This is a genomic window from Stenotrophomonas sp. 80084_Sma (assembly GCF_056481995.1).
Map to the genome: position 1 here is coordinate 958,113 of NZ_CM151177.1, position 23,210 is coordinate 981,322.

A 23,210-nucleotide genomic window follows, 5' to 3' on the forward strand; every position below is an offset into this window, starting at 1 on the left:
CATGATTAGCGGGCGCGGTGCTCCATCTGCTCGACCTTCCGCAGCGCCTTGAGCCGGAGGATCAGGCGGCGCTCGCCCTGCCGGAGCAGGAACTCCTCCTTCGGCTGGGCGGGGTCGTAGATCACTTCGGGGTGCAGTTCGTCCAGGAGGTCGATCAGGTCGTAGGAGTGCAGAGGGATTTGCATAGAACTCCTGGGTTATGAATAGGTGGGGAAACTGTCGTTTCCCCCGATGATGACCACTAAACCCTTAGAGTCGGGCCAGCGATTCCGCGACCATCCGCAGGCGGTGGATCGGGCCGTTGTTGTCGATCACGGTGTCGATCAGGTCGCCGTGGACGCCTGCCTCGGAGGCATGCGCCGAGACCGGGGCCGCGCTGTCGCGGAGCACCTGGACCACCTGGCCGCCCCACTCGCGGATGAACTGCGCCTCGTTGTCGAAGCGAACGTCCGACACCACGACGCCCGCAGCGCCGTCGCGGCGGGCCTGACGGATCTTCTGCGCGACCACCTTGACCCACAGGTCGCGGTCGATCATTTCGCGGCCCCACTCGGTGCCCACGGTCTGCATCAGGCGGCGCGGGGTCTGCCCGTTGAGCCAGTCGAGCGGCTCCTCCTTGAGCGGGCCGTCCTCCATCGCGGACACCGGCAGGCCGGTGATGTCCGCCACGAAGGCGCGGATCGGGGCCGCGAAGGACAGCTTCACGAAGCCGTGGTCGCTGACCAGGAACTCGGCCAGGGTGTCTTTGCCGCTACGGGCGCGGCCGGTGATTCCGATGATCTTCATGGGGACTCCAGAAAAGGAAAGGCCCGCACGAGGCGGGCCTGGTGGTAAAGTGAACGGACCTGTAAGGAGACCGTTAAAATGGACGAAGTTGGCGACCAAGAACAGAAGCGCCTGGAGCAGGTCCAAGAATTCGCAGTGCGTCTTTACGGCCTGCACGCGGCAGCTAACCTACTCGACATAAGCAACGTACTGACTGAGCAAGCGGTGGAGCGGGCGGAGTTCGTTGATACGGAGTTGCGGAAGGTATTGGCTAATCTTGGGGCAGCGGTGACAGAGATGCCTGGCACCATGGGGGAACCAGTGGTTTGGGTGGTTTACCGTGGCAAGCTGGTGCCGCGCACTGGGGAACTCGTCTATCGGGATCGTTGGCACAATCACCTGATGAATCCTCACCAGCCAATGTTTCCCGATGGCTGAGGTTTGGTTGATCTAGCGGGCCAGTGGTAGCCCTGGCCCGCGAATCCCTACAGAGTCGTCAGACAGGTTTCCACAGCTTCACTTCCTTGGTCTTGGGGCTGTAGTCGCCGTAGCGCAGGATTCGCGCGAGGCGTGCTTGGCGGATCGCATCGTGCTTCGACAGCGGCTCGGTGCCGCCGCGGGGGATGCGAGTGGTGTAGGTGGTGACGACGGTGTTCCACAGCGCGCCGAGGTGCTCCTCGACGGGCGCATCGCGGTACGCCTCGTGGATTGGCATGAGCAGCTCGTCCGCGCCCTTGTGGCCGATGCCGGGGAAGCCGGGGTAGTTGTCCACCTGGTCACCCGTGAGCACCTGCTTCATCCAGAACAGGTCAGCGTCGTGAGCCGAGATCGGCCGGACGCCCACGTCGGGACGGTTGGGGTTGTAGAGACGGATGCCGGGGATCGTCTGCATGTCCTTGTCGATGGACACGACGATGCGGCTGCCTGGCGCGCGCTTCGGATTCGGGTGCGAGGCCAGTAGGCCCAGCACGTCGTCACCTTCCAGGTTCTCGATCTCCACGATTTTGTCGCCGAACTCGTCGTAGACGAACTCGTCGAGCACGTACCACAGGGCAGGCTTGTCCTTGCTGGCACGGTTGAGCTTGTAGGTGGGGTCGATTTCCTTGCGGAAGTTGTGCTTCTTGCAGGACAGGGCCAGCAGGTAATCACGCGCGCCGAACTTCTCGACGATCTCGTCGATGTAGTCCTCCAGCTTCGCCTTCGCGCGCTCGGGCTGGATCGCTTCGACCTTGTTGCCGTCGCCGTTCCAGTCGATGTTCGCGGTGTTCGAGAACGCGAGCTGGTAGCGCAGCACGTCGGCGTCGATCAGCAGCAGGGGGCCGCGCTTGTTCATGCGTCCACCCACTGCCATCCCACGAGCGCCAGCGCGAACCAGCGGTGCAGCCAGTTCGGACGCTCCCGGACCTGCACGAAGAAGTTGCCGCCGATGACCCAGGAGCCGGCCGCCTGCGGCGGCCGATAGGTGACGTAGGAAGTCATGGCCGCTTCTCCGGGTGGCGCTCATACCACGCCTGTAGCTCGGCGGCGTAGCGCTTCATTCCGGCCTGGTACTCCGGGCCGTCGCCGAGCGGGTACTCGTGCTCGTCGCACACGAAGTCGGTGGTCGGGATGGTGTACGGAATCTGCGTGCAGGAGTTCCCCGTACACATCGACTGCCACATGATGATGTAGGAGTCCTCGCTGTGCCCTTTCAGGCACGAGCCATAGTCCGCACTCGGCGGCCAGGGCTTCATATCGCACGCAGCGAGGCCAGCACACAGCGCCAGGATCAGGAGAGCGCGCTTCATACCATGCTCTCGTGTACGGCGACCCAGCACTTCTCGCTAACGCGGCGGATGAAGTAGATCGCGGTGTTCCACTCCATGGGGCGCAGCATGCGCTCCGTGCAGCACGGGCACTTGGCGTTGTAGGCGTGAACCTCGGGCTGGTGTTCGAGCACAGCCACGCGGTAGGTAGTACACGGAGCGATCAAGCGGACATCGCCGTCAGCGGGGCCGCCAATGAAATGCACGCGAAGCTGATTCTCGTTCATCGGTTCGATTCCTTGAGGACTTCCAGGGCGCTCGCCTTGTCGGCGTTGCAGCGCAGGAGGCCGTCCTCGGCGTTGCCGCCGAAGCGGTAGAGGTCGTAGGTGGTGGTGGTCGGGTCAGCCATCACGGCGTCGAGTGAGGAGTGCGTGCCCTCAATGACGGTCGGCTGGAGGAACTGCTCCGGCACGACTTTCGAGGTGTGCGCGGCGCAGCTCGTCAGGAATGCGGCGAGACAGGTAATCGCCAGTTTCCGGGTCAGCATTTGCTGCAATCTCCACAGAGCGGTTGGTGGTGGCGCGGGCGTTCCGCAGCGCTGCATCGAAGGCAGAGCGGCGCACGGCTTCGCGGTTGAGGGTCTCGACGGTCTGCTTGAGGTCGGCCAGTTCCTTTGCCGACTCCTCCAGCTCCGCCACGCGCTGGGCCATTGCGGTGTACTTCCAGGCTGCGAAGCCGCCAGCCGCGAGCGCGGCAACGACCAGCAGCGCCGCGAGGGCGCGCAGGATGTTGGTTGGGTTCATCGGTTCTCTTGGACGTAACAGGCGACTCGCAGAAGCTCCGAGGGAGTCGCGTCGGACTTGATCTGATTCGCGCGTGCGGAGATCACGCGCACGTTGCCCCGGACGTAGCCGAGGTCAGGTTCGATGCGGTCGAGCGTGGGTGAGTTGGGGCCTTGGGCCTTGCGCCCGACAGCGCGGTACAGCGGGATGCCCAGCGCCGGGCAGAAGTCGGGGACCACGATGTCGTCCGACGTGAGGTCGAACGGCAGTCCCTTCCTTGCTGCCCGGCGTTTCGCTTGGCGCACCAGGGCGAGTGCAATGTCCCGCTTGCCGCGGGTCAGTGCGTCTCGGCCCAATTCCTTCCGATCTTGAACTCGCCATCGAGCGGACAGCGGAAGCCGAAGTTATCGCCAGCCTTGCGGATGGCGGCCTGGGCGGTCTTGCCCACGAACTCGGCCTTGTCCTCGTCCACTTCGATCTGCCACTCGTCATGGACGTTGGCGAGGAACTCGTAGTGGACGCCCGGCACCAACCCTGCGGCTTGCAGGTCGGCGTCGAGGATCACCAGGGCTTTCTTCATCACCAGCGCACCGGCCGACTGGAGCAGGGTATTGAGCGCGGCGTGGTCGCTGCGGATGTGCAGCTTCCGGCCGTCGAGACCGATCAGGTATCCCTTCTCGGCCGCGCGCTTCTTGACCCCGCGTACCAGCTTCTCCAGCGCAGGCAGCCCGGCCAGGAATTTCGAGCGGAGCTTCGCCCCGGCTTGGCGACCCTTACCCACGATGGAGCCGAGCTTCGCGTCGCCTGCCCCGTAGAGGAAGGCGTAGATGAAGGTCTTGGCGTTGTCGCGGGTGGGCAGTCCTGCGGCCGATTGGTTGACGGAGTGGATGTCGCCTTCGAGGATGACCTTGGCGTATTCGCCGCCGTCGTGCTTTGCCATGAAGTGCGCCAAGCAGCGCAGCTCCAATCCCGAGGCGTCCGCGCCGACCTGGAGCTTCCCTGTTGGGACGCAGAACAACGAGCGGCACTCGAATCCGTAGCCGCCTTCCTGGCCCTTGAGGATTCCCTTCTCCTTCGAGTGCTGGACCTTCGGCACCTGAGCGATGTTCGGCTTCGAGTGCGTCATGCGGCCGGTCACCGCTGCGTTCTGATTCACGCTGCCGTGGATGCGGCCGTCCTTCTTGATGGCCTTGAGCCACGCCTCGTCGCCTTCGGCGAGCTGGCCGAGGCGCTTGTTGACGATGAAGTGCTCCAGCAGGAGCGGGATGATCGGGAACTTGAGCGCGCCCAGGACTTCTTCGTCGATCTTCGGCTGGCCCTTCTCGGTGAACTCCTGGGGCCGCCAGCCGTGAATTGCAGTCAAGCGGTCAGCAATGTGCTGGCGGCTTGCCGGGTTGAACACCACGTCCTTGTAGGTCGTGACCTCCACGCCCTTGACGTAACCGCGGCGCTTGTCGTCGCGCTTCGGTACGAACTTGCGCTTCACCACCTTCCACGGCGGAATGACCTTGCGCAGCTCGGCCTCCAGCGCAGTGCGCCGGGACACGAGGATGCACTCCAGCTCACGCGCCTTCTCCTGATCGAACAGGTAGCCGTAGCGCTGCTGACGCGAGAGGATTGGCGCGACGGCCTGCTCCAGCTCGATGGCCTCGGTAGGGAGGCCCTTGCTCATCAGCAACGCGAACAGTGCTTGCGTGACCGCAACGTCCTGGTCGCAGTAATCGTCCATTTCCTGAGACCACTGTGCCCAGGGATCGAGGCCGCGTGCGGCCATCTGCGCCGCGTAGTCGCCTTTCCAGCGACCGAGGCGGTAGCCCCACGCTTCGAGGGCGTGGCGGCCGATCAGCTTGCCCGGCAACACCGGGTTCGCTCCCTGCTTCTTGCGGGCCTTGAAGTCGCGGTCCTTGAGGTCCGGGTAGACCAGCGTGGACATCAGCAGCGTGTCGAAGTACGCCTGGACCTTGAAGTCCGGGAACACCTTGGCGATAGCCGGAATGTCGAATCCGGCGATGTTGTGGCCGACAACGCGCTTGGCCTTCTTGAGCCTCTCGACGGCCTGACGGACTGTCATTTCGCCCGTGCCGTGATCGTTGGCGGACAGGATGGGACCGCGCGGTGCGCCGGTCTCATCTACCTCTTGGAGGGAAATGCAGTGGATCGTGTCAAGTTCGTCGAGGAGGCCATTGGTCTCGCAGTCGAATACGAGGATCAACGGCGGTCCTCCTTACGGGTAGCCGTGGTTGGTTACGGGGATTGCGCGGACACGGCGGCGGGCGCGGAGGATGTACTCCGGCTCGGGAGCCTTCGGCGGCGTATGGACGCCCTGCGGCGCGTGGCCGGGGAAGTCGTCGTCCTCGAACAGTTCCTCCTGCTCGGGCTGGTCGGGGTGCAGCGTGTAGCCGTAGTCCTCGACGTAGTGCGTGATGCGGCGGATGGTGCGCTCGGTGCCGTTGTTGTTCAGCACGAACAGCAGCTTCTCCGATGCGTCGGCAACCGCGCCTTCGAGGGATACGACCACCACCTCGTCGGTGCTGGGTTCGTAGATGGCGACATGGGCGCAGCACCGCAGATCGAAGCGGGCGCAGTGCTCGTGCGGCGTACCGAACTCGAAGCCGATCAGGCTCACGAGGTGACCCTCGGGCGAGCGGAAGTTGCGGATACCGTTCGGAGCGGCTTCGCTGGTCCAGTCGCTACGGCCGCTCAGGTACGCGGCCACGTAGGTGTAGCTCGCAAGTGACACGAAGAAGCAGTCGATGTCCTTGATTTCGGTCCCGTCGTAGAACGCGCGCAGGCTTCCGCCACCCAGGATGACCAGGTGGCGGACTTCGGCCGGCAACACGTCGAACAGGGACCGAGCGTGTTGCTCGGCAGTCATGGTTGGTCCCTTAGCGGATCAGGTTGGTGAAGCGCTCGGCGACACGCAGTGCGCGCTCGGCTTCTTCCTCGTGCTCGTCGGCCTGCGAGTGCAGGACATCGGCCTTGTCGCGCAGCGTCGAGGCGGTGGCGATGCGGTCGGCGCTGATCTTGAACAGCTTGTCCACCTGGCCCTCCAGCACCTTCACCACGTCGGTCACGGTGTCCTTGCGGAACGGAGCGGTCAGCAGGTCGATTGCGATGGCGACGATCTCTTTCATTGGGGTAGTTCCTCGGCTTTGATGTGGATGACCACGCGCCGCCCTGGCTTGCCGTACATGACACGGCAGGCTTGGTCGGAGCGCGGGAGTTGGTAGGGGAGAACGAGGCTCTCAGCGAAGGAGAGCGGCGCATCAGCTGGAATGAAGCCTACGACCGAGCGGCCGTCAGTAGTCGGAGGTGGATACATCGGATGACTCGTCGGCGAAGTCGCCGTATTCGCCCGGAGCATCTGCATTGAGCAGACGGCCGGATGCGTGGTCGTAGCTGTAGTAGAGAACCTGGCCGTTCGACTGGCCGGTGAAGCGATCCTTGAGGACGCGGAAGGTCGTGCAGTTGCGCTCGGCCTCGTTCTCGGCCTGGGTGTTGCGCTCCAGGCCGAACGCGAAGTGCGTCCAGAAGCCAATCGCGCGGCTGCCCTTGAAGTGACGGAGCATCACGCGCCCGCCTTCCTCGTGGGGCTTGCCTTCCGGCGTGGCGAGGTGCGAGACCAGGTAGATGCAGATGAGGTGGCGCTGCGCGAACTGCGCGATCTTCGCCATCGTGTCCTCCAGCATCTTCCGCTCGTCCTCGGCACCGGCCGCGAACGACGTGAGGTTGTCGAGGACGATGTGCTTGACGCCCTCGGCGACGACCATGTGGGCCATCTTGGCTTCGATCACGTCCCACTCGGACGAGCCGAAGTGGTCGTAGATGAACACCTGGCCCTTGTCGAGAATCTCGAACGCGGCTTCCAGCTCCTCCTGCGTCCAGCTCCCATCGGGGACGTGGAAGCGGCGGCCAGCAACCTTGCCTGCCATGCGCTTCGCCGTCTCGACCGGCTGCTGCTCCAGGAAGAACAGGCCAACGCGGTCGCCGGTTTCCTGCGCGATGAAGGCTGCTTCCTCCATCAGCCAGTCGGTCTTGCCGATGCCGGTGCCCGCGCCGAAGGTGTAGACCTCGCCGTACCGCTTGCCGTAGGTCAGCGCGGTGAGGCGCGGGTCGTGCCAAGGCATGCCCATCGAGACCGGCTTGAGTGCCTTCTCCTTGAGGGAGCCGAACGTCACCACGCCATCGGGGCGCTTGGTCTGCGCTTCGTAGATGGCGCGAGTGATCGCCTCGGCATCGCCACGCTGGAGCAGCTCGTTCGGGTCTTTCGCCGGGAGCTGTGCGATCTTGGCCTTGCCGGGAGTCAGCAGCAGCGCCACTTCCTGCGCGGCGGCCTGGCCCGGTTCGTCCATATCGAACATGAGCACAACCTCGTTGAAGCCGTTGACCCACTCCAGCTCGCGCTTGATGGACTTGGCTGCGCCTTGCGCCCCGTTCGGGACGGACACCACCGGCCAGCGGAGGCCAAGTGCCTGCGCCACGGAGAGCGCGTCGATCTCGCCTTCGGTGATGACGAGGCGTCGCCCCGGTTCGTAGAGGTGCTGGCCGAACAGCCCGCACGCCTTCGAGTCGCCGATGAACGAGAACTTCTTGTCGGGGTAGCGGAGCTTCTGCGCGACGATGCCGCCATCGCGCTTGTAGTTGGCGATCTGCACGGTCTTGCCGTGCTTGTCCTTGCCGATCCAGTAGCCGTACTTACGGCATGCTTCCTCAGTGATACCGCGCTTCGCCAGGGCTTGCGGTTCACCCTTCGCAAAGTCGCTCATGGTTTTCCTGCTGGTGGGTTGAGAGACCTCCTCGCCTTCGGCTGGCTCGTAGTGACCGCAGCCGAAGCAGTAGCCGTGCCCGTCGCTGTAGCGCGCAAGGTTGTCCTTGCTGCCGCAGTTCGGGCACGGCTCTTTGTGGAGGTATTCGGAGTCAGCGCTTTGCACGCTCCACGGACCACATGCGCTTGCGGTAGGAAATGCCGAGGCGACGATTCAGCGCACCCTTGACGGTGCGGCCCAGGCCGCGGAAGGGCTTGTCGGCGCGCGCCCATGCGCGCTCGAAAGCCAGGCGCATCGCGGACGGAATGACGGTGGTGGCGGTGTTGGTCATGCGTTCTTCTCCAGCAGGAACTTGGTGAATGCGGCGACTTCTTCGGTCGCATCGTTGGCGTCGAGGCCCAGCTCGTCGGTGCAGTAGTTGCGATACAGCTGGAGCAGCGCATCGACGCGGTACTGCTTCGGAGCGCGGCGCGCTTCCAGGAGCGGAGCCTTGCTGCGGCGCTGACGGCGCGACAGGCGATAGCGCGTGTACCGCTGCCCCGAGGCGTCCTCGCAGGTCTGCGTTTCGATCTCGAAGCCAGCAGCGCGCAGCTCATCGACGCGCGAGGCGAGGCGGCGGATGCGGTAGACGCCTTCGGCCTGCCACGAGGTCAGGTGCGAGTGGCGACGCAGGTGATCCAGGACGACCTGGGTTTGCGGGGGCAGCGGTTTCACGTTTGGTTCTCCTATCGAGGGAAGTCAGGTGCCCACACGACGGGCTTGCCGTAGGCGGCGAGCAGGCGTCGCAGTGCGGCGTGTTGGGCTTCGGTGAAGTTGTCCTCGGGCTGCATGGCGTCGTTGACGCCGCCCAGGAGGCAGACTTGGTATGCGGATTGGTTGTGCTTACCGGCGAGAGCGCCGGGCTGATTCAGCGGGCGACCGTCGTAGATCGAGCCGTCGCGTTCGATGACGAAGTGGACGGCGATCTTCGAGTAGCCCTGCGAGCGGTGCAGGCGTGCGAGTTCTTCGCCGGTCGTGACCTGCTCGGGGCGGGTCATGCTGGCGAGGACGAACAGCGCCTCTACCGATTCCAGAGGTTTGAGGCGCACTTAGAGTTTGTAGAGGTGGACTTCGGTGCGTGGTTCTTCGTCCGGCTGCGCCCAGCGCTTACCGGAGAGCAGCCACATGACTTGCTTGTCGTCGGCCCAATAGCCGGTGGCTTTGGTCACAACGTCCATCGGCCCCTTGGCGAGGTTGTCCACGTCGCCCTTGGGAAACGCGGCCTTCGAGGTCTTGGCGCGTTTGCATACCGCGATGATGACCACTAAAACCGGATCGGTCGGCGACAGGTCCAGGTCACCGGCTGGCAGGTGCTTCTCTGCGGCTTCCTTCCAGGTCTTGTATGTCTTGCCGTAGTAGACGCCCCAGCGCGAAACCTTCGGGCGCGAGGCGGGCACCGGGTCAAACGGGAACATGAGGGAGGCCAAATGCTTGGCCCCCCTCGCGGTGTCCACGATGACCGACAGCGGATCAGTAGTCGCCGTCATCGCCCTCGTCGTCGGAGTCGCTGTCGTCGTCCGAGTCGTCATCGCTGTCGCTGAATGGCGCGCTGTCGGCGGCCTCGTAGCCGTCCTCCTCGCCGAAGCCGTAGTCCTTGGCGTTGCGCTGGCCGAACTCGACCAGCTCGATCACCTGGACGGCGACCATGTAGCAGGTCAAGTAGAACTTCTTGGCCGATTCGACGAACGAACCGCCGATCTCGTAGGAGACCTTGAGTTCGCTGCCGCCGCCGATCTGCGGCGGGTTGTCGATCTTCTTGCCGCGGGCGTCGAAGATGTCCGGGCGCATGGTGAACTTCTTGCCGGTGCGCTTGCTGACGCCGCTGGCCTTCATCTTGAACTTCACCAGCACGCGGCCGGTGTCATCGCCGTTCTCGTCGGTTTCTTCGGTGAACACCGGGGCCACTTCGGCACCCTTCTTCTTCTTCGGGTTCTCGCTCAGGAACTCCTGGAACAGCTCGTCGCGCCGGGTTTCCAGCTTCTTCGCCAGCGCCTTGAAGTCCTTGTCGTTCGGGTCGAACGCCAGGCTCACGGTGTATTCGCCTTCCGGCTTGAACTTGGTGTCCGGTTCGTTCAGGCGCGGCCACACGGCGGTGCCCTTGGGGGAGACGAATCGTTCGCGCTTCTTGGTTGCCATCAGTTGTCGGTCTCGTAGTTGGTCGGGAGATAGATGCCCGCGCGCCACAGGTCAGCGGCGGCGGTCAGCGGGGTGTCGGCGGAAATGCCGAAGGCTTCGTCGATGTCGAAGCCGATTAGCGCCTCGTCGATGAAGGCGTCGGTGATCGGGTCACGCATCACGGGTAGTGCGGTTTCAGCTCGCGCTCCGCGTAGCGGCGCACGGCGTTGAGGGTGTTGACCTGCCGGTAGCGGCAGTCCTGCTCCATGCGCGAGACGACCCGCAGCACTTCCATCGGATCGAGGCCGAGCACTTCGCAGAAGTTCTTGAAGGCGCACGCCAAGCCGATCACCTGATCGGCCGGGTGACCGAGGGACTGCACGCTGTCGATCACGACGAAAGCGCCGCGTGCGGCGCTTTCGGCAGAACGTGAGTGCAGTCCGTCGATGACGCGATCACGCACCTGCGTGCAGCTCCGTCATGCGGTGCTTGAACTCCTCGACCGTGCCGTGTTCGGCCGGGTTGTAGATGCCGAGGACCACACCGAAGTGGTCCTGGGCAACGTAGGTGTTCAGTGCGTGCTGGTAGTTGATGCTCATGTTGATGTTCTCGCTTAGGGTATCAATTGCCAAAGGGGGATGGACTAGGCAAAGAAATAGCGCGACTCCAGCACCAGGCTGAGGTCCAGGTCGCCATGCGGCGGGAGGGGGGGGAGTTTCTCTGCCGCTTCTGGCGGGAGCTGCTCGACGAGTTGCTGTCGGAAGTCGGCCAGTACGTCGCCGCTGTATTGATCGACGAACGCCTGCCGGAGTGCGGCGGCGAGGATTGCTGCCTGGCCCGCGTGCGTACCGTAGGAGTCGTGGATCATGGCGAACGACTCGATGCCGTTCTCTGCCGCGAGGCAGGTGGTCAGCATCATGTGGCTGGCGTCGCAGGAGTGGACGAAGTTCGGGCTGATCCCGAGGGTCTGCCTGCGACGGTCGAGCTTAGTACCGCCGATGTTGACCACTAAATTCACCTCGCGGCCTCCGACGTGCGGCCGGATGCGGACGCCTTCCTCCTCGCGGTACTCTTGGAGGACCGGGAAGCCAGCGGGCGTCGTCCAGCTCACCGGCAGGTCGGCCGACGAGGCGACCTTGGAGGCATCACGCAGCCAGTCCATCGCCGCGCGGGCTGCGATCACGACCTCGCCGATGCACTCCCACAGCAGGGTCGCCAGGTACTCGGCGGTCTCCCAATCGTCCTCCATGCCCAGCTTCTTGAACTTGGAGAGCACCTGGGCGCGCATGCCCGACTTCGTGACGCCGTAGGGCAGCGTCATCACCGGCTGCTTCACGATGTCGCGGGTGAGCTGGCCGTCCAGCTTGATCGCCAGCGGGTCGCCGCTCTCGGCACGGGCGCGCAGCTTCTCCTGGGCCACGTCCTTCACGCGCGAATAAATGTCGGCGGGCTTCGGCTGCGGGATCAGGTTGGTGGCTGCGCCGCCCACGGAGTCGCGGAGCATGGCCGAGAAGTTCTGGAGGCCGTTGCAGGAGCCGTCGAGCGCGATGGGCAGATGGGAGACGTGATCGCGGCCGTTGAGGCTGTAGCCGAGCCACTCGAAGCACGCGGCCAGCGCGCAGAACGGGCTGTCGGCGTCCATCCAGAAGCGTTGGCCGTCCAACGGATCGAGGGCGCTGTCGAGAATCTGCTCCTCGTGCTCGCGCACCCAGGCCACGCGCTCCTTGAACGACACCTTGTCCACGCCGAAGCAGTTGGCGACGTGGATGGCGAGCCAGTAGGCACCGTCCTCGCCGAGCGGCACGCCCTGGGCGAACGTCAGCAGGCCCTTGGCCGCATCATCACCCTGCGGGGTCAGCGTCGGGGGCAGGGGGTAGCACCGGCCGCGGAAGTCGAGGTTGTGCGGGAAGTAGATCGCGGGGTACTCGGCGAACTTCTCCGCCAAGGCGATCTTCTGCGCGGCGGCGAGGCGGGTGGACACGCTGCGCGCGTTGGCCTCGTAGACCTTGGCGCGGTCGCGCTTCCATTCCTTGAACTCGTCGGCGTGGTGCTCCTTGAAGTAGTCCGGGTCGGTCTCCAGCAGGGCAGGGCGGCTCGGCAGGTCCATCAGCTCGCGCTCCGGCAGCCCGGCGACACCGCCGCCTGCGTTCCACAGCTCGCGCATGACCTCCAGGACGGGCACGTTCACCTTCCAGGCGGTTGCCTGGATGGCGTTGAGGGCCTGGTAGACGTTGGGCATATCGACCAGCGCCAGCTCGCGCTTGTAGGCGCGGTTGCGGGTACGCACGAGGTCAGCCCGGCCGCCGATGTCGGTCAGGTAGCCGCCGTCACGGGGCGTGGTCCACGGACGCGGCGGGACGACCATCGGCATCAGCACCGGCTGGTACAGGGCGGCGCTGTCGTGGGCCTTGGTCAGCCAGTCGAGCACCTTCTGATTCCCGGCGATCAGCAGGTGGCGCTTGCCGCGCTCGGCCACGGTGACCAGCTCGACCAGCCCGGTCGCCTCGACGAACAGCTCGATGAGCTTCATGCCCACCAGCAGCGCGTCCTTGTCGGACAGGTAGAGGCGCTTGTCGTCCTCGGGGGCGAACTCGGCGTCGGCGATGACGTGCCGCATGACGGCGGTGGAGTGCCGGGCCGAGGTGGACTTCTTGAGCTGCTCCTGGACCACCCGGTACAGGCCGGGGTGCTTCTCGCGGAGCAGGGAGAAGTTGATCTCGTTGGCTACCTCGTGGCCCAGGGTGATCGCCACGGACACCGCCTTGCGGTGATCGGCGACCAGCGCGTTGACGCAGGTGAAGCTGGTCAGATAGGCGAGGGCGTGGGGGTTCAGGTGGCGGATGAACTTGAGGGCGGCGTGGCGCTTGCCCGGCTTGCCGGTGTCGGCTTCGGCCACGAACGCCATGATCGCGGCGGCGGTGGCGTCGATGCTCTCCATGACCAGCTTGCGGCCGGGGCCGGTCTCGGCCTCCTGGCGCTGCTCCCTGATCTTCTCGTAGCGGGCAATGCCCAGGCTGGTGCTTTCCTTCTCCAGTTCGAGCTGGGCGGCGTGCAGGTCGTTCTCTTGCCAAGTCGTCATCGTTTGCCCTCGGGGGATGCAAAAGTCAAAACGGGAGGACCGCACCGGGGGCTGCCCGGTACGGTCCTGAGTGGTTCGGTTGTTGGTCCTGGGTGGACCTATGTGGAACTGTAGTAGTCCTCGGTGGTGAACAGCAATGAGTAGTTCTGAATGGTTGTCCTAGGAGGAGGTCCGCCGAAGATGACCACTTTATTCGGCGTCACCTGGTGTCACCTGTCGTGGCACCCGGCGTCACCTATATGTCACCCGAAGCGTCACCTGATAGACTGGAAAGCTGTAAGTAGTTGAGTGGTCAGGACTAATCGGCAGGGGCTTCGGGATTTAGGTTCCAGTGCCGCAAGGCGTGGGGGTTCGAGTCCCCCCTTTCGCACCAGTGCCGGCCTGTCCCCGCCCTGATCGGGCCATCTGCGCCCCCTTGACCGGCACGCGCTGGCAGTGCAGGCCGAATTGGGCGAAACTAAAGGGCTGCGGCAAGCAGGCGCGTCCCAGACGTCGTGTCCTTACAACCGTTTCATCCCAATCATCGAGCCGGGGGCGTGGGCCACCGGTGGCAGGAGTCAACATGCAAGCTTCGATCGAATCCACCGGCAACCTGGAACGCCGCCTGAGCTTCTCGCTGCCGGAAGAGCGTCTGCAGAGCCACATCGTCGGCCGCCTGGGCGAAATCGCCCGTACCACCCGCATCAAGGGTTTCCGTCCGGGCAAGGTGCCGGCCAAGGTGATCGAGCAGCGCTTCGGCGCGCAGGTCCGTGGCGAGGCGCTGGACGGCCTGCTGCGCGAAACCTTCGATGCCGCCGTGCGTGAGCACGACCTGCGCATCGTCGGCAGCCCGCGCATCGACAAGGGCGACGAGGGTGAATTCTCCTTCGTGGCCACCGTGGAAGTGGTGCCGGACTTCGGCGACATCGACGTCAGCAAGCTGACCGTCGTGCGCCACAGCGCCGAGATCACCGACGCCGACATCGACCAGATGATCGAGAACCTGCAGAACCAGCGTCGTACTTGGGCCCCGGTCAGCCGTGGCGCGCAGGACGGTGACCTGGTCGCGGTGGAAACCTGGTCGCAGGCCGGCGAAGAGCGCCTGCCGGCCGAGGGCACCGAGAAGGGTTCGATCGTGCTCGGCCAGGGCATGATGTTCGACACCATCGAAAAGGGCCTGGTCGGCCTGGCCAAGGGCGAAGAAAAGACCCTGGACGTCGAGTTCCCGGCTGACTGGCGCGTGCCGGTGCTGGCCGGCAAGACCGTGCAGGTGACCGTCAAGGTTGCCGAAGTGTCCGAGCCGGTCGTGCCGGCGGTCGACGAAGCCTTCATCAAGAGCTTCGGCGTGAAGGGCGGCGACGTCGAGCAGTTCCGCAGCGACATCCGCGCCAACCTGGAGCGCGAGCTGAAGGGCGCTCTGATGAACCGCCTGCGCCGCGAAGTGGGCGAGCAGCTGATCGCCGCCTACTCGTCGGTGGAAATGCCGCCGCGCCTGGTCGAGAACGAAGCCCGCGCCATGCTGGCCCAGCAGGTCGAGCAGATCCGCCGCAACGGCCAGAACGTCGGCGAGATCCCGGCCGATGCCCACGAAGGCTTCAAGGAAGCGGCCGCCAAGCGCGTGCTGGTCGGCCTGCTGGTCGGTGAAGTGGCCCGCATCAACGACCTGCGCCTGGAAGCCAAGCGCCTGAACGAAACGATGCGCCTGATCGCTTCGACCTACGAAGAGCCGGAACAGGTCATTGAGATGTACCGCAACGACCCCCAGCTGATGTCTGGCCTGCAGAACCGTGTGATGGAAGAGCAGGTGATCGACTGGATCGCCGAGCGTGCCCAGCACACCGAAGAGAAGCTGTCGTTCCAGGACGCGATCCGCCAGTAAGCCCGGGCGGATCACCGGATGCCCCGCGCCTTTGCCGGCGCGGGGTTGTTGCCCCCCAAGATAGGTACCTCACGTAATGGACAACCGAACCAAAGCCCTGAACCTGGTTCCGATGGTGGTCGAGCAGACCAGCCGCGGCGAGCGTGCCTACGACATCTATTCGCGCCTGTTGAAAGAGCGCCTGATCTTCCTCGTGGGCCCGATCGACGATCACATGGCCAACGTGGTGGTGGCGCAGTTGCTGTTCCTGGAGTCGGAGAACCCGGAAAAGGACATCAACATCTACATCAACTCGCCGGGTGGCGTGGTCACCGCCGGCATGGCGATCTACGACACCATGCAGTACATCAAGCCGAATGTGAGCACCACCTGCATCGGCCAGGCCGCCTCGATGGGCGCCCTGCTGCTGGCCGCGGGCGAAGCTGGCAAGCGCTATGCGCTGCCGAACTCGCGCGTGATGATCCACCAGCCGCTGGGTGGCTACCAGGGCCAGGCCACCGACATCGACATCCACGCGCGTGAGATCCTGACCCTGCGTTCGCGCCTGAACGAGGTGCTGGCCAAGCACACCGGCCAGTCGCTGGAGACGATCGCCCGCGACACCGAGCGCGACAACTTCAAGAGCGCCTTCGAGGCGCAGGCCTATGGTCTGGTCGACCAGGTCCTGGAGCGTCGTCCGGACGAGTCGATCCAGGCCGGCTGACCGGCCATCACGGGGCCATGGAGGCCCCGTTCCTGCAGGGTCGGGCGGGACTGGTGTCCCCTCGGCCCTGTGCTATTCTCGAATCGAACCCCCGTTCAGCGGGTGGGGTAACTGGGTAAGCGAAGCATGAGCGAAGACCGCCAAGGTCGTTCCACGGACACCGGCAAGATCCTCTACTGCTCTTTCTGCGGCAAGAGCCAGCATGAAGTGCGCAAGCTGATTGCGGGTCCGAGCGTATTCATCTGCGATGAGTGCGTGGAGCTGTGCAACGACATCATCCGTGAGGAACTTGAGGAAAAGGCGCAGTCGGCGCGCAGTTCGCTGCCCAAGCCGCGCGAGATCCTCGAGGTCCTCGACCAGTACGTGATCGGCCAGAACCGCGCCAAGCGCACGCTGGCCGTGGCCGTGTACAACCACTACAAGCGCATCGAGAGCCGGCAGAAGAACGACGACGTCGAACTGGCGAAGTCGAACATCCTGCTGGTCGGCCCGACCGGTTCGGGCAAGACGCTGCTGGCCGAGACCCTGGCCCGCCTGCTCAACGTGCCGTTCACCATGGCCGACGCCACCACGCTGACCGAAGCCGGTTACGTGGGCGAGGACGTGGAGAACATCATCCAGAAGCTGCTGCAGAAGTGCGACTACGACGTCGAGAAGGCGCAGCAGGGCATCGTCTACATCGATGAAATCGACAAGATCTCGCGCAAGAGCGAGAACCCGTCGATCACCCGCGATGTGTCCGGCGAAGGCGTGCAGCAAGCCCTGCTGAAGCTGATCGAAGGCACCGTGGCCAGCGTTCCGCCGCAGGGCGGCCGCAAGCACCCGCAGCAGGAATTCCTGCAGGTGGACACCAAGAACATCCTGTTCATCTGCGGCGGCGCGTTCGCCGGGCTGGACAAGGTGATCCAGGCCCGTTCCACCGACGTCGGCAGCATCGGCTTCGGCGCCAAGGTGAAGAGCAGCGAGCGCAAGCAGGAAGTGGGCAAGGTGCTGGCCGAAGTCGAGCCGGAAGACCTGATCAAGTTCGGCCTGATCCCCGAGTTCGTCGGCCGCCTGCCGGTGGTGGCGACCCTGGAGGAGCTGGACGAGCCGGCCCTGATCAGGATCCTGACCGAGCCGAAGAACGCCATCACCAAGCAGTTCAAGAAGCTGTTCGAGATGGAGAACGTCGAGCTGGAGTTCCGTCCGGACGCGTTGTCGGCCATCGCCAGGAAGGCGCTCAAGCGCAAGACCGGTGCACGCGGCCTGCGCACCATCGTCGAATCGGTCCTGCTGGACACCATGTACGACCTGCCGTCGCAGGAAAACGTCAGCAAGGTGGTGGTGGACGAGTCGGTGATCGAGCACAAGTCCGAGCCGTACCTGATCTACCAGACCCCGGCGGCCCCTGAACAGAAGGCCGCAGGCGCCGAGTGATCCTTCCAGGTTGTTGATTGGAAAGGATTTTCAAGGAATGCCTTGCATCTGAAAGCCGATGGCCCCATAACGGGGCCATCGGCTTTTTTTGTCTCCGGAAGATGCCCTCCCGGAGGCGGTTTTCCCCTTCCCTGGAGCCCCCATGGCCCGTTCCCCAAGTGAAACCCTCGACCTGCCGGTCCTGCCGCTGCGCGACGTAGTGGTGTTCCCGCACATGGTCATCCCGCTGTTCGTCGGCCGTGACAAGTCCATGCACGCGCTCGAACAGGCAATGGAAGCGGACAAGCGCATCCTGCTGCTGGCGCAGAAGTCGGCCGAGACCGACGACCCGCATGCGGCCGACCTCTACCAGGTCGGTACGCTGGCGCAGGTGCTGCAGCTGCTGAAGCTGCCCGACGGCACCATCAAGGTGCTGGTCGAAGGCCTGTCGCGCGTGCAGGTCACCCACGTCGACGAGCGTAACGGCTCGCTGCACGGCCAGGCCGTGGAGATCGACGCCACCGACGAGCGCGAAGCACGCGAGGTGGAGGCGATCGCCCGCTCGCTGATGTCGCTGTTCGAGCAGTACGTGAAGACCAATCGCAAGCTGCCGCCGGAGCTGCTGCAGACGTTGTCGGGCATCGATGAGCCGGCCCGCCTGGCCGACACCATCGCTGCGCACATCAGCGTGCGCCTGGCCGACAAGCAGCGCCTGCTGGAAACGCTGGCCGTCGGTGACCGCCTGGAGATGCTGGTCGGCCTGGTCGATGGCGAGATCGACGTGCAGCAGATGGAAAAGCGCATCCGCGGCCGCGTGAAGTCGCAGATGGAGAAGAGCCAGCGCGAGTACTACCTCAATGAACAGATGAAGGCCATCCAGAAGGAACTGGGTGACCTGGACGACGCACCAGGCGAGCTGGAAGAGCTGGCCCGCAAGATCGCCGAAGCCGGCATGCCGAAGGCGGTTGAAGCCAAGGCACGCAATGAACTGAACAAGCTCAAGCAGATGTCGCCGATGTCGGCCGAAGCGGCGGTCGTGCGCAACTACCTGGAGTGGCTGCTGGGCGTGCCGTGGAAGAAGCGCAGCAAGGTGCGCAAGGACCTGAAGGCCGCGCAGGACACCCTCGACGCCGACCACTACGGCCTGGAGAAGGTCAAGGAGCGCATCCTTGAATACCTGGCGGTGCAGTCGCGCGTGAAGCAGATGAAGGGCCCGATCCTGTGCCTGGTCGGGCCGCCGGGCGTGGGCAAGACCTCGCTCGGCCAGTCCATCGCCAAGGCTACCAACCGCAAGTTCGTGCGCATGTCGCTGGGCGGCGTTCGCGATGAAGCCGAGATCCGTGGCCACCGTCGTACCTACGTCGGTTCGATGCCGGGTCGCATCGTGCAGAACCTCAACAAGGTCGGCAGCAAGAACCCGCTGTTCGTGCTGGATGAGATCGACAAGATGTCGATGGACTTCCGTGGCGATCCGTCGTCGGCGCTGCTGGAAGTGCTCGACCCGGAGCAGAACAACGCGTTCAACGACCACTACCTGGAAGTGGACCTGGACCTGTCCGAAGTGATGTTCGTGGCCACCTCGAACTCGCTCAATATTCCCGGCCCGCTGCTGGACCGCATGGAAGTGATCCGCATCCCCGGCTACACCGAGGACGAGAAGCTCAACATCGCCACCCGCTACCTGGTGCCGAAGCAGATCAAGGCCAACGGCCTGCAGCCGGAAGAACTGGAGATCGGCAGCGATGCGATCCAGGACATCGTGCGCTACTACACGCGCGAATCGGGCGTGCGCAACCTGGAACGCGAGATCGCCAAGATCTGCCGCAAGGTGGTGAAGGAGATCGCGCTGGCCGGTCCGCAGCCGGTGAAGGCGAAGAAGGGCGCGAAGAAGTCCAAGGCGCTGGTGAGCGTGTCCAGCAAGAACCTGGACAAGTACCTGGGTGTGCGTCGCTTCGATTTCGGCCGCGCCGAGGAAGAGAACGAGATCGGCCTGGTCACCGGCCTGGCGTGGACCGAAGTCGGTGGCGATCTGCTGCAGATCGAATCGACGCTGGTGCCGGGCAAGGGCCAGCTGATCCTGACCGGCCAGCTCGGCAACGTGATGAAGGAATCGGCGTCGGCGGCGTTGTCGGTGGTGCGTTCGCGCGCCGTGGGCTTTGGCATCGACAGCGACTTCCTGCAGAAGCACGACGTGCACCTGCACGTGCCCGATGGCGCCACGCCGAAGGACGGACCGAGTGCCGGTGCGGCAATGGTCACCTCGCTGGTGTCGATGCTGACCAAGGTGCCGGTGCGTGCCGACGTGGCGATGACCGGTGAGATCACCCTGCGTGGTCGTGTCACCGCCATCGGTGGCTTGAAGGAGAAACTGCTGGCCGCACTGCGCGGTGGTATCCGCACGGTCATCATTCCGGAAGAGAACCGCAAGGACCTTGCAGACATTCCGGCCAACGTCACCCGCGATCTGGAGATCGTGCCGGTGAAGTACATCGAAGAAGTCCTGGACCTGGCGCTGGAGCGCCCGCTGGCACCGAAGAAGGCGCGCAAGAGTGCGCAGCGTGTCACGGTGCGCAGCAAGGCCAAACCGAGTGGAAGCGCGCGCGTCAAGCATTGACGCGCGCTGTCCGATGGCCCGAAACCCGCGTCGTTGCTGGCTTTCCAGCTTGCGTGGGGGTAGGGCCACTGGTATAAAAGCAGCACTCGCGAATGAGTGATCGCTGTCAGCGATGACTGAATCGGCGAACCGTTTCCACATGGCGGCCGCATGCAGAAGGCGTGCGGTTGCTTCCCTGTCGAATAAGCGGAACCCACCGCCAAAGGAGTTGTAGAGAATGAACAAGACCGAATTGATCGATGCCGTTGCTGAAGCTGCCGACCTGACCAAGGCCGAGTCCAGCCGCGCTGTCGATGCCGTCGTTGCTGCCGTCACCAAGGCGCTGAAGGACGGCGATGCGGTCACCCTGGTTGGCTTCGGTACCTTCCAGGTCCGCGACCGTGCTGCCCGCACCGGCCGCAACCCGAAGACCGGCGACACCATCAAGATCGCTGCTTCGAAGAATCCGTCGTTCAAGGCTGGTAAGGCCCTGAAGGATGCTGTAAACTAAGCGGCTCGCTGGGGTGCTTAGCTCAGCGGTAGAGCGTCTCCTTTACACGGAGAGGGTCGGGGGTTCGAAACCCTCAGCACCCACCACAGCACCGCGGTAAAAGTTTGAGTGTGGAGCGGTAGTTCAGCTGGTTAGAATGCTGGCCTGTCACGCCGGAGGTCGCGGGTTCGAGTCCCGTCCGCTCCGCCATTCAACGAGGCCTCCGGCCAAAAGCTGGAGGCTTTGTTTTCTCCCTGGTCCAGGCCGGTGGGAAAACAGGAAATAGCAACAATGCGGAGCGGTAGTTCAGCTGGTTAGAATGCTGGCCTGTCACGCCGGAGGTCGCGGGTTCGAGTCCCGTCCGCTCCGCCACTACATCGAGGCCCCCGGCCTAAAGCTGGGGGCCTTGTCTTCTCACCGACAGGTTCGGAAGGAAGGCGAAAAGGTTTTTGCAAGAACGGAGCGGTAGTTCAGCTGGTTAGAATGCTGGCCTGTCACGCCGGAGGTCGCGGGTTCGAGTCCCGTCCGCTCCGCCATTGCAGAATTCTTAAGTCCCTGTGAAAAAACTTTGAAAAAAGTGTTCATCGGGCTGGGTTTCCAGGGAGTCTTCGGATATACTGGGCGCCTGCAAAGTTTCAGCGCGGAGCGGTAGTTCAGCTGGTTAGAATGCTGGCCTGTCACGCCGGAGGTCGCGGGTTCGAGTCCCGTCCGCTCCGCCAACTTTAAAAGCCCTCGGCGCAAGCCGGGGGCTTTTTCTTTGTGCCCTGCGGCAGGCCTGCCGAGGTGCTGACGGCACAGGTCCGCGGAGATCGGCGCAGGCCGCGCCGGCGCTGCTTTTGGTCCCTGCGACGAAGCGGGTTACACTGCCGGGCTCGCCAATCAGGCCTTGTGATTCCTCACCATGCTGCAGAAACTCCGCGACAAGACCTCAGGCTGGATCGTCACCGTGATCCTGGGGCTGCTGATGATTCCGTTCCTGTTCGTGATCGACAACAGCTACCTGGGTGGCGTTGGCGCACAGAACGTGGCCAAGGTTTCCGCGCCTCCGACCTGGTGGCGTTCGGCACCGTCGTGGTGGCCGGTGCGCATGCTGTGGCAGCACCACGAGATCAGCGCGCAGGATTTCCGCACCCGCTTCGAGCAGGAGCGCATGCGTGAGCGCCAGCAGCAGGGCGAGAACTTCGACCCGCGCGCGTTCGAAAGCACTGAAAACAAGATGGCCGTGCTCGATCAGCTGATCGACGAGCAGGTCGTGCGCCTGGTGGGCGAGCAGGCCGGTGTTGTGATCGGCGATGGCGCGGTGCGCGAGTACATCGCCACCATCCCGGCCTTCCTCGATTCGAACGGCAAGTTCAACGAGAACAACTACCGCCTGGCCTTGGCCGGTGGCAATCCGCCGCGTACCCCCACGCAGTTCCAGGAGCTGGTGCGCGAGAGCCTGCAGCAGTCGGTGATCCCGTCGGGCCTGCAGAATTCGGGCTTCGTCACCCAGGCCGAGACCGAGCGCCTGCTGAAGCTGCTGGGTGAGACCCGCGACGTCGAACTGGCCGCGCTGCCGGAGGTTCCGGCCGATACCGCGCCGGTCACCGATGAGCAGATCAAGCAGTGGTACGACAGCCACGGCAAGGATTTCCGCCAGGCCGAAAGCGTGTCGCTGGAATACGTCGAGATCAATGGCGCCAACCTGCCGGCACCGACCGCGGCCGACGAAGCGACCCTGCGCAAGCGCTATGAGGACGAGAAGGCGAAGTTCACTTCGCCGGAACAGCGCCAGGCCGCGCACATCCTGATCACCGGTGACGGTGCCGAAGCCAAGGCGAACAAGATCGCCACCGAAGCCAAGGCGGCGGGTGCCGACTTCGCTGCACTGGCCAAGGCCAATTCGGAAGACCCGGGTTCGAAGGACCAGGGCGGTGATCTGGGCTGGGTCGAGCGTGGCGCGATGGTCAAGCCGTTCGAAGACGCCCTGTTCGCCGCCAAGGCGGGTGACGTGATCGGCCCGGTCAAGACCGACTTCGGCTACCACGTCATCAAGGTCGCCGCGGTGCGTGGCGGCGAAGGCAAGTCGTTCGAGGAAGTGCGTGACACGCTGGCCGCCGAGCAGCTGAAGGCCGACGGCGAGCGCGGCTTCAACGAGCTGGCCGGCCACCTGGTCGATGCCATCAACAAGAGCCCGAGTGATCTTGCTGCTGCGGCCAAGGAAGTAAACCTGCCGCTGCAGACCCTGGGCCCGATCACCCGCGCAACCGCCAGTGGCATCGCCACCGATCCGGCTGTGCTGCGTGCGGCCTTCTCCGAAGTGCTGGTGCAGGATGGTACTGCCAGCGACCCGATCGCCCTGGGCGGTGCCACCAACCACAGCGTGGTCATCCGCGTTGCCGCGCATACCCCGGAACAGGCAACGCCGCTGGACAAGGCGCGTGAACAGGTGATCGCCGCGATCCGCGCCGACCGCCAGCGCCAGGCCAGCGACAAGGCCGCCGACGCCGTGCTGGCCAAGCTGAAGGCTGGTGCCACCCTGCAGTCGCTGGCCGCCAGCGAGAAGCTGCAGCTGAGCCCGATGCCGGGCCTGCCGCGCAGCCAGCCGGTGCCGACCCCGGAAATCAACCGCGCGATCTTCAGTGCGCCGGTGCCGGCGGAAGGCAAGCCGAGCTACGGCAAGGTCGACGTCAACGGCCACGCGCTGCTGTTCGCAGTGAACAAGGTCAACCCGGGCGACATCAAGGAAGTGACCGCCGAGCAGCAGAAGCAGCTCAAGGATCAGCTGAGCCAGATCGACGGCATGGCCGCAGCCAAGGCCTACGTCGAGGCGATGCGCAGGAAGTTCGTGATCCAGACCACCGAAGAGAACCTGTAAGCCTCGCGGCGGGGCAGGATCGA

Annotated in this window: 29 protein-coding genes and 5 tRNA genes; 12 read left to right on the plus strand and 22 right to left on the minus strand. The window is 64.5% G+C overall.

The features are described from left to right. Positions 1-5 precede the first annotated feature (5 nt). Together ACZK3W_RS04425 and ACZK3W_RS04430 are read right to left on the minus strand one after the other, a co-directional pair. The gene (locus tag ACZK3W_RS04425; protein WP_004154580.1) at positions 6-185 is read right to left on the minus strand and encodes a hypothetical protein; all 180 of its coding nucleotides are present in this window, start codon (positions 183-185) and stop codon (positions 6-8) included. A gap of 64 nt (positions 186-249) precedes the next feature. Continuing rightward, positions 250-786, minus strand: a complete 537-nt coding sequence (locus ACZK3W_RS04430) for a deoxynucleotide monophosphate kinase family protein (RefSeq protein WP_004154581.1) — start codon at positions 784-786, stop codon at positions 250-252. Positions 787-864: 78 nt separating this feature from the next. On the opposite strand from ACZK3W_RS04430, the gene ACZK3W_RS04435 reads away from it, so the two are divergent. Then, complete coding sequence (locus tag ACZK3W_RS04435; protein ID WP_414498425.1) at positions 865-1,203, plus strand: hypothetical protein; 339 nt, start codon at positions 865-867, stop codon at positions 1,201-1,203. Between the two features lie 58 nt (positions 1,204-1,261). Here ACZK3W_RS04435 and ACZK3W_RS04440 read toward each other — a convergent pair whose 3' ends face one another. The 20 genes from ACZK3W_RS04440 to ACZK3W_RS04535 form a co-directional block, all read right to left on the minus strand. Next, on the minus strand, positions 1,262-2,098 hold the full coding sequence (locus ACZK3W_RS04440; protein ID WP_414498426.1) for a phage exonuclease: 837 nt from the start codon (positions 2,096-2,098) through the stop codon (positions 1,262-1,264). Further along, positions 2,095-2,244 carry a hypothetical protein gene (locus ACZK3W_RS04445; RefSeq protein WP_445683837.1) on the minus strand — a complete coding sequence of 50 codons (150 nt, stop codon included), beginning with the start codon at positions 2,242-2,244 and terminating at the stop codon, positions 2,095-2,097. The genes ACZK3W_RS04440 and ACZK3W_RS04445 overlap by 4 nt, the downstream gene beginning before the upstream one ends. Further along, positions 2,241-2,552 carry a hypothetical protein gene (locus ACZK3W_RS04450; RefSeq protein ID WP_164170919.1) on the minus strand — a complete coding sequence of 104 codons (312 nt, stop codon included), beginning with the start codon at positions 2,550-2,552 and terminating at the stop codon, positions 2,241-2,243. The genes ACZK3W_RS04445 and ACZK3W_RS04450 overlap by 4 nt, the downstream gene beginning before the upstream one ends. After that, positions 2,549-2,797, minus strand: a complete 249-nt coding sequence (locus tag ACZK3W_RS04455; RefSeq protein WP_414498427.1) for a hypothetical protein — start codon at positions 2,795-2,797, stop codon at positions 2,549-2,551. The genes ACZK3W_RS04450 and ACZK3W_RS04455 overlap by 4 nt, the downstream gene beginning before the upstream one ends. After that, complete coding sequence (locus ACZK3W_RS04460) at positions 2,794-2,919, minus strand: hypothetical protein (protein WP_258013034.1); 126 nt, start codon at positions 2,917-2,919, stop codon at positions 2,794-2,796. The genes ACZK3W_RS04455 and ACZK3W_RS04460 overlap by 4 nt, the downstream gene beginning before the upstream one ends. A gap of 28 nt (positions 2,920-2,947) precedes the next feature. Further along, the gene (locus tag ACZK3W_RS04465; protein ID WP_414498428.1) at positions 2,948-3,313 is read right to left on the minus strand and encodes a hypothetical protein; all 366 of its coding nucleotides are present in this window, start codon (positions 3,311-3,313) and stop codon (positions 2,948-2,950) included. After that, positions 3,310-3,648 (minus strand): hypothetical protein, encoded by a 339-nt coding sequence (locus ACZK3W_RS04470; RefSeq protein ID WP_050483582.1) that lies wholly within the window; start codon positions 3,646-3,648, stop codon positions 3,310-3,312. Before ACZK3W_RS04470 ends, ACZK3W_RS04465 begins: the two co-directional genes overlap by 4 nt. Next, a complete protein-coding gene (locus ACZK3W_RS04475; RefSeq protein WP_478450507.1) occupies positions 3,630-5,504 on the minus strand; it encodes a DNA polymerase in 1,875 nt (624 codons plus the stop codon). The genes ACZK3W_RS04470 and ACZK3W_RS04475 overlap by 19 nt, the downstream gene beginning before the upstream one ends. A gap of 12 nt (positions 5,505-5,516) precedes the next feature. Next, entirely contained in the window at positions 5,517-6,167 is a 651-nt protein-coding gene (locus tag ACZK3W_RS04480; RefSeq protein WP_180886100.1) for a Gabija anti-defense Gad2 family protein, read from the minus strand. A 10-nt stretch (positions 6,168-6,177) separates the two neighbouring features. After that, positions 6,178-6,426 (minus strand): hypothetical protein, encoded by a 249-nt coding sequence (locus tag ACZK3W_RS04485; RefSeq protein ID WP_005412417.1) that lies wholly within the window; start codon positions 6,424-6,426, stop codon positions 6,178-6,180. A 165-nt stretch (positions 6,427-6,591) separates the two neighbouring features. Further along, positions 6,592-8,058, minus strand: a complete 1,467-nt coding sequence (locus ACZK3W_RS04490) for a toprim domain-containing protein (RefSeq protein WP_445683835.1) — start codon at positions 8,056-8,058, stop codon at positions 6,592-6,594. 151 nt (positions 8,059-8,209) lie between these two features. Next, positions 8,210-8,389 (minus strand): hypothetical protein, encoded by a 180-nt coding sequence (locus ACZK3W_RS04495; RefSeq protein ID WP_004154591.1) that lies wholly within the window; start codon positions 8,387-8,389, stop codon positions 8,210-8,212. Continuing rightward, positions 8,386-8,772, minus strand: a complete 387-nt coding sequence (locus ACZK3W_RS04500; protein WP_004154592.1) for a helix-turn-helix domain-containing protein — start codon at positions 8,770-8,772, stop codon at positions 8,386-8,388. Before ACZK3W_RS04500 ends, ACZK3W_RS04495 begins: the two co-directional genes overlap by 4 nt. Positions 8,773-8,783: 11 nt before the next feature. Further along, entirely contained in the window at positions 8,784-9,146 is a 363-nt protein-coding gene (locus tag ACZK3W_RS04505) for an N-acetylmuramoyl-L-alanine amidase (RefSeq protein ID WP_004154593.1), read from the minus strand. Continuing rightward, the gene (locus ACZK3W_RS04510; protein ID WP_414498432.1) at positions 9,147-9,584 is read right to left on the minus strand and encodes a RusA family crossover junction endodeoxyribonuclease; all 438 of its coding nucleotides are present in this window, start codon (positions 9,582-9,584) and stop codon (positions 9,147-9,149) included. It lies immediately after the preceding gene. Continuing rightward, complete coding sequence (locus ACZK3W_RS04515; RefSeq protein ID WP_004154595.1) at positions 9,568-10,233, minus strand: hypothetical protein; 666 nt, start codon at positions 10,231-10,233, stop codon at positions 9,568-9,570. Before ACZK3W_RS04515 ends, ACZK3W_RS04510 begins: the two co-directional genes overlap by 17 nt. Continuing rightward, positions 10,233-10,391 (minus strand): hypothetical protein, encoded by a 159-nt coding sequence (locus ACZK3W_RS04520; RefSeq protein WP_154267700.1) that lies wholly within the window; start codon positions 10,389-10,391, stop codon positions 10,233-10,235. Before ACZK3W_RS04520 ends, ACZK3W_RS04515 begins: the two co-directional genes overlap by 1 nt. Beyond that, on the minus strand, positions 10,391-10,675 hold the full coding sequence (locus ACZK3W_RS04525; RefSeq protein WP_005412421.1) for a hypothetical protein: 285 nt from the start codon (positions 10,673-10,675) through the stop codon (positions 10,391-10,393). The genes ACZK3W_RS04520 and ACZK3W_RS04525 overlap by 1 nt, the downstream gene beginning before the upstream one ends. Next, entirely contained in the window at positions 10,668-10,811 is a 144-nt protein-coding gene (locus tag ACZK3W_RS04530) for a hypothetical protein (RefSeq protein ID WP_005412422.1), read from the minus strand. The genes ACZK3W_RS04525 and ACZK3W_RS04530 overlap by 8 nt, the downstream gene beginning before the upstream one ends. Before the next feature lie 44 nt (positions 10,812-10,855). Continuing rightward, complete coding sequence (locus ACZK3W_RS04535) at positions 10,856-13,291, minus strand: DNA-directed RNA polymerase (protein WP_445683833.1); 2,436 nt, start codon at positions 13,289-13,291, stop codon at positions 10,856-10,858. A 562-nt stretch (positions 13,292-13,853) separates the two neighbouring features. Here ACZK3W_RS04535 and tig point away from each other — a divergent pair. From tig to ACZK3W_RS04590, 11 genes are all read left to right on the plus strand, one after another. After that, on the plus strand, positions 13,854-15,149 hold the full coding sequence (tig, locus tag ACZK3W_RS04540) for a trigger factor (RefSeq protein ID WP_049400909.1): 1,296 nt from the start codon (positions 13,854-13,856) through the stop codon (positions 15,147-15,149). 76 nt (positions 15,150-15,225) lie between these two features. Next, the gene (clpP, locus tag ACZK3W_RS04545) at positions 15,226-15,852 is read left to right on the plus strand and encodes an ATP-dependent Clp endopeptidase proteolytic subunit ClpP (RefSeq protein WP_004146318.1); all 627 of its coding nucleotides are present in this window, start codon (positions 15,226-15,228) and stop codon (positions 15,850-15,852) included. A gap of 126 nt (positions 15,853-15,978) precedes the next feature. Next, complete coding sequence (gene clpX / locus ACZK3W_RS04550; protein ID WP_032129320.1) at positions 15,979-17,268, plus strand: ATP-dependent Clp protease ATP-binding subunit ClpX; 1,290 nt, start codon at positions 15,979-15,981, stop codon at positions 17,266-17,268. 142 nt (positions 17,269-17,410) lie between these two features. Next, a complete protein-coding gene (gene lon / locus ACZK3W_RS04555) occupies positions 17,411-19,861 on the plus strand; it encodes an endopeptidase La (RefSeq protein WP_049422624.1) in 2,451 nt (816 codons plus the stop codon). A 217-nt stretch (positions 19,862-20,078) separates the two neighbouring features. Further along, positions 20,079-20,351, plus strand: a complete 273-nt coding sequence (locus ACZK3W_RS04560; protein WP_004146343.1) for an HU family DNA-binding protein — start codon at positions 20,079-20,081, stop codon at positions 20,349-20,351. 11 nt (positions 20,352-20,362) lie between these two features. Further along, positions 20,363-20,437: transfer RNA gene (locus ACZK3W_RS04565), tRNA-Val, on the plus strand. A gap of 26 nt (positions 20,438-20,463) precedes the next feature. Continuing rightward, positions 20,464-20,540 (plus strand) — tRNA-Asp (locus ACZK3W_RS04570). Between the two features lie 85 nt (positions 20,541-20,625). Beyond that, positions 20,626-20,702: transfer RNA gene (locus ACZK3W_RS04575), tRNA-Asp, on the plus strand. 87 nt (positions 20,703-20,789) lie between these two features. Then, positions 20,790-20,866 (plus strand) — tRNA-Asp (locus ACZK3W_RS04580). Positions 20,867-20,972: 106 nt separating this feature from the next. Continuing rightward, positions 20,973-21,049, plus strand: a tRNA-Asp gene (locus ACZK3W_RS04585). A 182-nt stretch (positions 21,050-21,231) separates the two neighbouring features. After that, positions 21,232-23,187 carry a peptidyl-prolyl cis-trans isomerase gene (locus tag ACZK3W_RS04590; protein ID WP_100437402.1) on the plus strand — a complete coding sequence of 652 codons (1,956 nt, stop codon included), beginning with the start codon at positions 21,232-21,234 and terminating at the stop codon, positions 23,185-23,187. Positions 23,188-23,210: the final 23 nt, after the last annotated feature.